Below are 9,919 nucleotides of genomic sequence, written 5' to 3'. Positions count from 1 at the left end.
GTTGATAGGCCGGATCTGGAAGCCCAGTAATGGGTGGAGGTGACCGGTACTAATAGGCCGAGGGCTTGTCCTCAGTTGCTCGCGTCCACTGTGTTGGTTCTGAAACCACGAACAGCCCCATGCCATGGTCACGGTGTGGTGCGGCAGTTCGCGTTTCATTGTGTTTCGGTGGTCATAGCGTGAGGGAAACGCCCGGTTACATTCCGAACCCGGAAGCTAAGCCTTACAGCGCCGATGGTACTGCAGGGGGGACCCTGTGGGAGAGTAGGACACCGCCGAACGATTATTCAAAGGGTTGGACCCGGAACTTTGGTTTCGGGTCCAACCCTTTTTTGTTCTGCGTTACTTGAAGTTCACGTTGCGCAACAACCATCCGAAGCATGGGTACTGCTGCAATGCTCAGGGCCGCCGGCGTCGGACTCGGTGACGAGGTCGTGGTGCCGGCCTTCGGGAACGTTGAGCTCGCCGAGGCCGTTGCGATGGCCGGAGCTCTGCCGGTGTTCGCCGACATACATCCGGCGACGTACTGCCTCGACGCGTCCGCTGTGGAGGCGGCCGTCACCTCGCGGACGGCGGCGATCGTCGTCGTACACCGCTTCGGCCGACCGGCCGACATCGCGCGGTTGCACGGGGTCGGGCAGCGTCATGGGCTGCTGGTGTTGGAGCAGGGGGAGTCCGAGGCGCCGTACGACGAGATCGCTCAGCGTCGGGAGCGGGCCTCGTATCTCGATGCGAAGCTGCGCGGGGTGCGCACGCCTGATGGCGGGGACGGGCACACCTATCAGCAGTACGTCGTGCGGGTGCCGGGGAACGGGCGGCCGGACCGGGACGCCTTCGCTCGGGCCGTGCGGGGCAGGGGAGTTGAGTGCCGGGTGCCGGTGAAGACGCCTGTGCATCGGCTGCCGGAGTTCCGTCGGTGTGTGGCTCTGCCGGAGACCGAGCGGGCCGCCGACGAGACGCTCGCGCTGCCGGTGGACGCCTCGTTGACGAAGCGGGAGATGCAGCGGATCGTGTCCGCGTGCAATGCGCTCGGGGGACTGTTGCAGCCCGCCTTCTGACCGAGTCGGGGGCGGACGGCGGTGGTTGGGCCCACGGGTCTGTTCGGGGTATGATCTGTTTCGTCGCCGCGAGGGAAACCTCAAACAGGTGACAGGCCCTCTTAGCTCAGTCGGTAGAGCGTCTCCATGGTAAGGAGAAGGTCAACGGTTCGATTCCGTTAGAGGGCTCCAGTAGTCAAAAGGCCCCGCCCAATTGGGCGGGGCCTTTTGCGTGTTCGGCGTCAGTCCTTCTGGAGGCCCGGGACGCGCATCGCGAGGATCGCCATGTCGTCGGAGGGGGCGTCCTGCGCGAAGCGTTCCACCGCGCGCATGATGCGGGCCGCGACCGCGCCCGCTGTCAGGCCCGTGCAGGTCGTGAGGACGTCGGTGAGGCCGTCGTCGCCCAACATGCGGGTGCCTTCCCGGCGTTCGGTGACGCCGTCCGTGACGCACAGGAGGACGTCACCCGGGTCGAGGGTGACCGTCTGCTCGTAGAGCTCCAGGTCCTCCATGACACCGAGGAGCGGCTGGGGTTCGGCGGCCGGTTCGACCGTGCCGTCCTGGCGCAGCCGGAGCGGGAGGGGGTGGCCGGCGCAGACCACCTTCAGTTCCGCGCTGCCGTCCGCCTGCGGCCTCAACTCGCCGTAGAGGAGCGTCAGGAAGCGGCTGCGGGCGCCCTCGTCGAGGATGGCGGAGTTGAGGCGCTCCAGGACCGCCGGGCCGCTGAGGCCCTCCCTGGCGAGCAGGCGCAGGGCGTGGCGGGCCAGGCCCGTGACCGCGGCCGCGTTCGGGCCGGTGCCGCAGACGTCGCCGATGGCGAAGCCGTAGGCACCGTCGCTGATCGGGAAGAGGTCGTAGAAGTCGCCGCCGACCTCGTTGCCCTCGCCGGCCGCGCGGTAGATGACCTCGACCTCGACGCCGTCGATCTCGGGTAGCTCGGGCGGCAGGAGGCTGCGCTGGAGGGACTGGCTGATGGCCGTGCGCTCGGAGTAGAGGCGGGCGTTGTCGAGGGCGAGGGCGGCTCGGCGGCTCAAGTCCTCGGCCAGTTCCAGGATTTCCTGGCGGAAGTGTTCGTCGGTGGGCTTTCCGAGGGTCAGCATGCCGATGACGCGGTTGCGGGCCACGAGGGGCAGGACGACCGTCTCGCCGCCGACCGCGGAGGCTGTCGCGAGGGTCGGGCCGATGCCCGAGGCGACCTGGCGGGTGGGACCGCCGGTGAGGCCGAGGCTGCGCATGGAGCTGCGCAGGGCGGCCTGGTGGGCGACCTCTCCGGGGGTCGACCAGACGCGCGCACCCGGGGTCGGTACGGGGTCGGGCGGGGAGATCTTCGACAGCAACGACTTGATGCCGTCGATGAGTTCCTCGTCCTCGTGCAGGACGTACGAGAGGTACGGATCGGAGGCCTGGTCCGCGATCGTGTAGACGGCGCACCAAGTGGCCAGTGTCGGGACCGTCATCTGGGCCATGAGCGCGAGGGTCTGGTCGCGGTCCAGGGTGCCGGCGAGGAGGTCGGAGGCCTCGACGAGGAAGCTCAGGGAGCCTCGGCGCAGGCGTTCCAGTTCGCCCAAGCGCGCGGATTCGACGGCCAACGCGATGCGGTCGGCGGCGAATTGGAGGCGCAGGGCCTCTTCGTTGGAGTATCGGCCGGGTGATTCGGCGGCCACGCCCAGGGAGCCGGTGAGGCGGCCCTCGACCTTGAGGGGGACCGTGACGACCGAGCGCATGCCGGTGCCGCTGAGGAGCGGGACGGCGCCGGGTACGGCCGTGAGGTCGTCGTGGACGGCGGGCATGCGGGCCGAGCCGTAGCGGCCGGGTCCGGCCTCGACGGGCACGCGCGCGAAGCGCTGGCGGGCGGAGGGCAGGCCGGTGGAGGCGCGGACCTCCAACTCGGTCTCGTCGTCGGTCGCCAGGAGCAGGAAGGCGGAGTCGGCGTCGAGCATGTCGCGGGCGCGTTCCACCGTGCGCTGGAGCAGGCCGTCGAGGTCGTCCGGTGCGGGCGAGCCGATGAACACCTCGAAGGGGTCCGTGCTCTGGCCGTCGGGCGAGGTGCCCGAGTCGGAGGAGGGCATGCGCAACGGGGTCTGCAGGACGGCCCGTTCGTGGTCCCGTACCAGGAGGCAGACCGTGGACGGCTCGCCGCCCGTGTCACGGACGCGGAGGTGGGAGGCGTACACGGGTGTGACGCGGCCGTTGGCGCCCCTTATGCCGTAACTGCCTTCCCAGCGGGAGAGTTGGAGCGCCTCGACGATGCCGGTGCTGGTGCCGGGGGTGTGCGGCCAGGCCGCGAGGTCGGTGAGGGGCTTGCCGGTGACCTGGTCGGACGGGTAGCCGAAGAGTTCCTCCGCGTCCTCGCTCCAGGCGGTGATGGCGCCGCCGCGGTCGATCTGGACGACCGCGACGCGGACGCGGCCGTCGGCGAGGGGGAGGAGGTCGGCGGGCAGCGACGGGCCCGCCGCGCGTGTGCCGACCGCGCGTTCGGGCAGGACCAGCTGGAACCAGACCGTCTTGTGGGTGGGCGTGTACTCGACGCCCCAGCGGTCGGCGAGGGCCGCGCAGAGCTGGAGTCCGCGGCCGCCCTCGCGGTCGGGGTTGCCCATGGTGCTGGGGTGGCCCTGGAGGGGGATCTCGCGCTCGGGATAGTGGTCGGCGACCTCGATGCGTACGCCTTCGTCACTGCGTAGGCACAGGACGTCGGCGGCGGTGCCGGCGTGCACCACGGCGTTGGTCACCAGTTCGCTGGTGAGGACCACGGCGTCGTCGACGATGTCGGCGAAGCCCCAGCCCTGGAGGGTGTCGCGGACGAAGGAGCGGGCGGTCGCTACCGAACGACCGACGGGCTCGAAGCTGGCGGCCGCGCGCGCGGTGATCACAGAACTCCTCAGCCGGTTGTCGACGGGCAGGGCTGCGTGGCCGACCGGCTCGTGCCGCTGATGCGGCAGGCCGCCCGTCGGCCTACGGTCCGGGGGCTGTCCCCCGGGGATCAGTCCGGTGGTCATGTGTTGCGGCCGCCCCTCCGATGCCCGCTCGTTCTCGTGCCACCGCCCAGGCCGGACGGACCGGTGCGGCTGGACAGCCGCATGCAAGGTTACTTACCTTCGCCGTCCGGGCGGATGCCGGTCTGCAGTGTTTCCGCCCAGAGGGTGTGCGGACGCTGTGCGAAGCTGCCGAACTGTTATGGCCGGGTTCAGACAGGGTGAAACACTGGGCAGGCTTCATGTGAAGGTACGCGCACGCCACGTGTCATATCTGTACGGCGGGCAGCAGCCCTTGGTGTGGCCTGATTACATCGGGCAGAGATATGCAGCAGTAACTGATACGCCGAACAGTAGTACGCGAGCACAGCAGTAACGGTCGACCCCTGCGGGAGGGACACAGTGGAGTCTGGCGCAGCGACGCGGGGCACTAAGACGCGCGCGAAAGGCGGACAGTCCCTGAAGAACCAGCGCAAACCCCGCAATGGGACGACCGAGGTGGACACGGCCACCCTCGATCGCCTGTTGACGGCACTCGTGTCCATGCGTGACGGCAACTTCCGCAAGCGGCTCACGGTGTCCGGTGACGGCGTGATGTCGGAGATCGCCGCCGTTTTCAATGAGGTGGCCGACCGTAATCTCCATTTGACGGGGGAATTGTCGCGCGTAAGGCGCATGGTGGGGCGTGAGGGCAAGCTCACCGAGCGGCTGGAGACGGGTGCCTACGAGGGCTCCTGGGCGGCCGCTGTGGACGCCTCGAACGCGCTCGTGGACGATCTCGTACGGCCTGTCTCCGAGGTCGGCCGGGTGCTGTCGGCGGTGGCGGAGGGCGATCTGTCGCCCCGTATGGAGCTGCGGACGCAGGCGCCGGACGGGACCGGGCATCCGCTGCGCGGCGAGTTCCTCAAGGTCGGCCGGACCGTCAACAACCTCGTCGACCAGCTGTCGACGTTCACCGACGAGGTCACACGCGTGGCCAGCGAGGTGGGCACCGAGGGCAAGCTGGGCGGACAGGCACGCGTGCGTGGCATGTCGGGTTCGTGGAAGGACCTCACGGACTCCGTCAACACGATGGCGTACCGGCTGACGGCTCAGGTGCGGGACATCGCGCTGGTGACGACGGCGGTCGCGAAGGGTGACCTGTCCCGGAAGGTCACGGTTCATGTCGCCGGCGAGATGCTGGAGCTCAAGAACACCGTCAACACGATGGTGGACCAGCTGTCGTCCTTCTCCTCCGAGGTGACGCGAGTCGCGCGCGAGGTGGGCACCGAGGGCGAGCTCGGCGGGCAGGCGCAGGTGCCGGGTGTGGCCGGTGTGTGGAAGGACCTCACCGATTCGGTGAACCTCATGGCCGGCAACCTGACGGCCCAGGTGCGCGGGATCGCCCAGGTGACCACGGCGGTCGCCAACGGTGACCTGTCGCAGAAGGTGACCGTGTCGGCACGCGGCGAGATCGCGCAGCTCGCGGACACGATCAACCAGATGACCGAGACGCTGCGGATCTTCGCGGACGAGGTCACGCGCGTGGCCAACGAGGTCGGTGCCGCGGGACAGCTGGGCGGCCAGGCGAACGTGCCGGGCGCGGCCGGTACGTGGAAGGACCTGACGGACTCCGTCAACACGGTCTTCCGCAACCTCACCACTCAGGTGCGGGACATCGCCGCGGTGACGACGGCCGTGGCCAGCGGTGACCTCTCCCAGAAGGTCACGGTCGACGTGGCCGGCGAGATGCTGGAGCTGAAGAACACCGTCAACGGGATGGTGGACCAGCTGTCGTCCTTCGGTTCCGAGGTCACGCGCGTGGCGCGCGAGGTCGGTGTCGAGGGTGAGCTGGGCGGCCAGGCGCAGGTGCCGGGCGCGGCCGGTACGTGGAAGGACCTGACGGACTCGGTCAACACCGCGTTCCGTAACCTCACCGGGCAGGTGCGCAACATCGCCCAGGTGACGACGGCGGTGGCCAACGGCGATCTGTCGCAGAAGGTCACCGTGGACGTCTCCGGCGAGATGCTCCAGCTGAAGAACACCGTGAACACGATGGTGGACCAGCTGTCGTCCTTCGCCGACCAGGTGACGCGGATGGCCCGGGACGTGGGCACGGAGGGCCGCCTCGGCGGTCAGGCGGTCGTACCGGGGGTCGCGGGTACGTGGAAGGAGCTCACCGACTCCGTCAACGGCATGGCCGGGAACCTCACCGCCCAGGTGCGCAACATCGCCCAGGTGACGACGGCGGTGGCCCAGGGTGACCTGTCGCAGAAGATCGACGTGGACGCGCGCGGGGAGATCCTGGAGCTGAAGAACACCATCAACACGATGGTCGACCAGCTCTCCGGGTTCGCCGACCAGGTGACCCGGGTGGCCCGTGAGGTGGGCACCGAGGGCCGGCTCGGCGGGCAGGCGCAGGTGCCGGGTGTGGCCGGTGTGTGGCGGGACCTGACCGACTCGGTGAACGGCATGGCCGGGAACCTCACGGCCCAGGTGCGCAACATCGCCCAGGTGGCCACCGCGGTGGCCCGAGGTGACCTGTCGCAGAAGATCACCGTGGACGCGCGCGGGGAGATCCTGGAGCTGAAGAACACCCTGAACACGATGGTCGACCAGCTGTCGTCGTTCGCGGAGGAGGTCACCCGAGTCGCCCGCGAGGTGGGCACGGAGGGCCAGCTGGGCGGTCAGGCCGAGGTGCAGGGTGTCTCCGGCACCTGGAAGGACCTCACCCAGTCCGTGAACTTCATGGCGAACAACCTGACCATCCAGGTCCGCAACATCGCCGAGGTCACCACCGCGGTCGCCAAGGGCGACCTGTCGAAGAAGATCACCGTCGACGCGAAGGGCGAGATCCTCGAACTCGTCACCACCGTCAACACGATGGTGGACCAGCTGTCGTCCTTCGCCGAGCAGGTGACCCGGGTGGCCCGCGAGGTGGGCACCGAGGGCATCCTGGGCGGCCAGGCGCACGTGCCCGGCATCACGGGCATCTGGAAGGACCTCAGCGGCAACGTCAACCTGATGGCCAAGAACCTGACCATGCAGGTGCGCAACATCTCCCAGGTCGCCGCGGCCGTCGCCAACGGCGACCTGACCCGGACGGTGACGATCGAGGCGCGCGGCGAGGTCGCGCAGCTCGCCGACACCTTCAACACCATGGTGAAGACGCTGAGTTCGTTCGCCGACCAGGTCACCAAGGTGGCCCGCGAGGTGGGCACGGACGGCATCCTGGGCGGCCAGGCGCGCGTGCCCGGCGTGGCCGGCACGTGGAAGGACCTCACCGAGTCGGTGAACCAGATGGCGTCCAACCTGACCGGTCAGGTGCGCAACATCGCCATGGTCACCACCGCCATCGCCAAGGGCGATCTCACCAAGAAGATCGACATCGACGCGCGCGGGGAGATCCTCGAACTCAAGACGACCATCAACACGATGGTCGACCAGCTGTCCTCCTTCGCGGAGGAGGTCACCCGAGTCGCCCGCGAGGTGGGCACCGAGGGACAGCTCGGCGGTCAGGCACGCGTGCGTGACGTCGACGGCACCTGGCGCGACCTCACCGAGTCGGTGAACGAGATGGCCGGGAACCTGACCCGGCAGGTGCGTGCCATCGCGCGCGTGGCGACCGCGGTGACCCGCGGCGACCTGAACCTGAAGATCGACGTCGACGCGTCCGGTGAGATCCAGGAACTGCAGGACTACATCAACAAGATGATCGCCAACCTGCGCGACACCACCATCGCCAACAAGGAGCAGGACTGGCTCAAGGGCAACCTCGCCCGCATCTCCGCACTGATGCAGGGCCGCCGCGACATGCAGGACGTGGCCTCGCTGATCATGAGCGAGCTGACGCCGGTGGTCTCCGCCCAGCACGGCGCGTTCTTCGTCGCGATGCCTCTGGCCGACGCGGACGGCGAGGAGGCGTACGAACTGCGCATGCTCGGGTCGTACGGCTACTCCATGGGCTCCATGCCGACGTCGTTCAGGCCGGGTGAGGCGCTGATCGGGACGGCCGCGCAGGAGAAGCGCACGATCCTCGTTGAGAACGCGCCCAGTGGCTATCTGAAGATCTCCTCCGGGCTCGGCGAGGCGCCGCCCGCGCAGGTGATCGTCCTTCCGGTGCTGTTCGAGGGCCAGGTGCTCGGCGTCATCGAGCTGGCCTCCTTCACGCCCTTCACGCAGATCCAGAAGGACTTCCTGAACCAGATCGCCGAGATGATCGCGACCAGCGTCAACACGATCTCCGTCAACACCAAGACGGAGCAGTTGCTGAAGCAGTCGCAGGAGCTGACCGAGCAACTCAGGGAGCGGTCGGCCGAGTTGGAGAACCGGCAGAAGGCCCTCCAGGCGTCCAACGCCGAACTGGAGGACAAGGCCGAGCTGTTGGCCCAGCAGAACCGCGACATCGAGGTGAAGAACACCGAGATCGAGGAGGCCCGGCAGGTCCTGGAGGAGCGCGCCGAGCAACTCGCGGTCTCCATGCGTTACAAGAGCGAGTTCCTGGCCAACATGTCGCACGAGCTGCGTACGCCGCTCAACTCGCTGCTGATCCTGGCCAAGCTGCTCGCCGACAACGCGGACGCCAACCTCACCCCCAAGCAGGTCGAGTTCGCCGAGACCATCCACGGGGCCGGCTCCGACCTGCTCCAGCTGATCAACGACATCCTCGACCTCTCCAAGGTCGAGGCGGGCAAGATGGACGTCTCCCCGACGCGCATCGCGCTCGTCCAGCTCGTCGACTACGTGGAGGCCACCTTCCGGCCGCTGACCGCGGAGAAGGGCCTGGACCTGTCCGTACGGGTATCGCCGGAGCTGCCGGCCACGCTGCACACCGACGAGCAGCGCCTCCTGCAGGTGCTGCGCAACCTGCTGTCCAACGCGGTGAAGTTCACCGACTCCGGGGCGGTGGAGCTGGTGATCAGGCCGGCCGGCGCGGACACACCGGCGTCGATCCGGGAGCAGTTGCTGGAGGCCGGTTCGCTGCGGGACGCGGACGCCGATCTGATCGCGTTCTCCGTGACCGACACCGGGATCGGGATCGCGGCCAGCAAGATGCGGGTGATCTTCGAGGCGTTCAAGCAGGCGGACGGCACGACCAGCCGCAAGTACGGCGGCACCGGCCTGGGGCTGTCGATCTCCCGGGAGATCGCCCAGCTGCTCGGCGGCGAGATCCACGCGCAGAGCGAACCGGGACGCGGTTCGACCTTCACGCTGTATTTGCCGCTGCACCCCAGCGAACTGCCGCCGCAGGGCTACCAGCAGCCGGTGCCGGCCCTCGGGGCCAGCGACCTGGTGGCCGCCGCGGACCTGGCGCAGCTCGCCGAGTCCGCGATCGAGACGCCGGCCGAGGTGAAGTCGTACCAGGAGACCCAGAACGGGGCCGCTGCGCTCTTCCGGCGCCGCCGGCGCCCGGGGCTCGACACCGAGCAGCGCAACGGCGCCCTGGAGCCGCGGACGGCCCTGGAGCCGAGCGCGGTGTTGCAGCCGCACCGCAACATCCGCTTCGCCGGGCAGAAGGTGCTGATCGTCGACGACGACATCCGCAACGTGTTCGCGTTGACCAGCGTGTTGGAGCAGCACGGGCTGTCGGTGCTGTACGCGGAGAACGGGCGCGAGGGCATCGAGGTCCTGGAGCAGCACGACGACGTGGCGGTCGTCCTGATGGACATCATGATGCCGGAGATGGACGGCTACGCGACGACGAACGCGATCCGGCGGATGCCGCAGTTCGCGGGTCTGCCGATCATCGCGCTGACCGCGAAGGCGATGAAGGGCGACCGGGAGAAGGCCATCGAGTCGGGCGCTTCCGACTACGTCACCAAGCCGGTCGATCCCGATCATCTGCTGGCTGTGATGGATCAGTGGATGCGAGGGGAATGAGGGGAACCTTTGATGTTCACACGGAGTTGCTGACTGAGTGTGCCCGTGGCG

Annotated in this window: 3 protein-coding genes, 1 tRNA gene and 1 rRNA gene; 4 read left to right on the top strand and 1 reads right to left on the bottom strand. The window is 68.5% G+C overall.

The annotated features are described in order from the left end of the window. Positions 1 to 164: 164 nt before the first annotated feature. The 3 genes from rrf to M2283_RS47555 all read left to right on the top strand — a co-directional run bounded on the left by rrf (position 165) and on the right by M2283_RS47555 (position 1,229). Positions 165 to 281: ribosomal RNA gene (gene rrf / locus M2283_RS47565) — 5S ribosomal RNA — on the top strand. A 114-nt stretch (positions 282 to 395) separates the two neighbouring features. After that, positions 396 to 1,058, top strand: a complete 663-nt coding sequence (locus M2283_RS47560; RefSeq protein ID WP_280882856.1) for a DegT/DnrJ/EryC1/StrS family aminotransferase — start codon at positions 396 to 398, stop codon at positions 1,056 to 1,058. Between the two features lie 95 nt (positions 1,059 to 1,153). Continuing rightward, a tRNA-Thr gene (locus M2283_RS47555) sits at positions 1,154 to 1,229 on the top strand. A gap of 50 nt (positions 1,230 to 1,279) precedes the next feature. On the opposite strand, the gene M2283_RS47550 is transcribed toward M2283_RS47555, so the two are convergent. Further along, a complete protein-coding gene (locus M2283_RS47550) occupies positions 1,280 to 4,033 on the bottom strand; it encodes a SpoIIE family protein phosphatase (RefSeq protein WP_280882850.1) in 2,754 nt (917 codons plus the stop codon). Between the two features lie 378 nt (positions 4,034 to 4,411). Here M2283_RS47550 and M2283_RS47545 point away from each other — a divergent pair, with 378 nt between their 5' ends. Then, positions 4,412 to 9,868, top strand: a complete 5,457-nt coding sequence (locus tag M2283_RS47545) for a HAMP domain-containing protein (RefSeq protein ID WP_280882849.1) — start codon at positions 4,412 to 4,414, stop codon at positions 9,866 to 9,868. The last annotated feature ends 51 nt before the right edge of the window (positions 9,869 to 9,919 follow it).

Source organism: Streptomyces pseudovenezuelae (assembly GCF_029892565.1).
Lineage (GTDB): Bacteria > Actinomycetota > Actinomycetes > Streptomycetales > Streptomycetaceae > Streptomyces > Streptomyces pseudovenezuelae_A.
Note: the sequence above shows the minus strand (reverse complement) of the source record. Positions and strands in the feature narration are given on the sequence as shown.

What these genes read in the sequence shown, in the direction of transcription:
- M2283_RS47560 (WP_280882856.1), top strand. Translation starts at nt 396, where the DNA reads ATGCTCAGGGCCGCCGGCGTCGGACTCGGTGACGAGGTCGTGGTGCCG.
- M2283_RS47550 (WP_280882850.1), bottom strand. Translation starts at nt 4,033, where the DNA reads ATGACCACCGGACTGATCCCCGGGGGACAGCCCCCGGACCGTAGGCCG.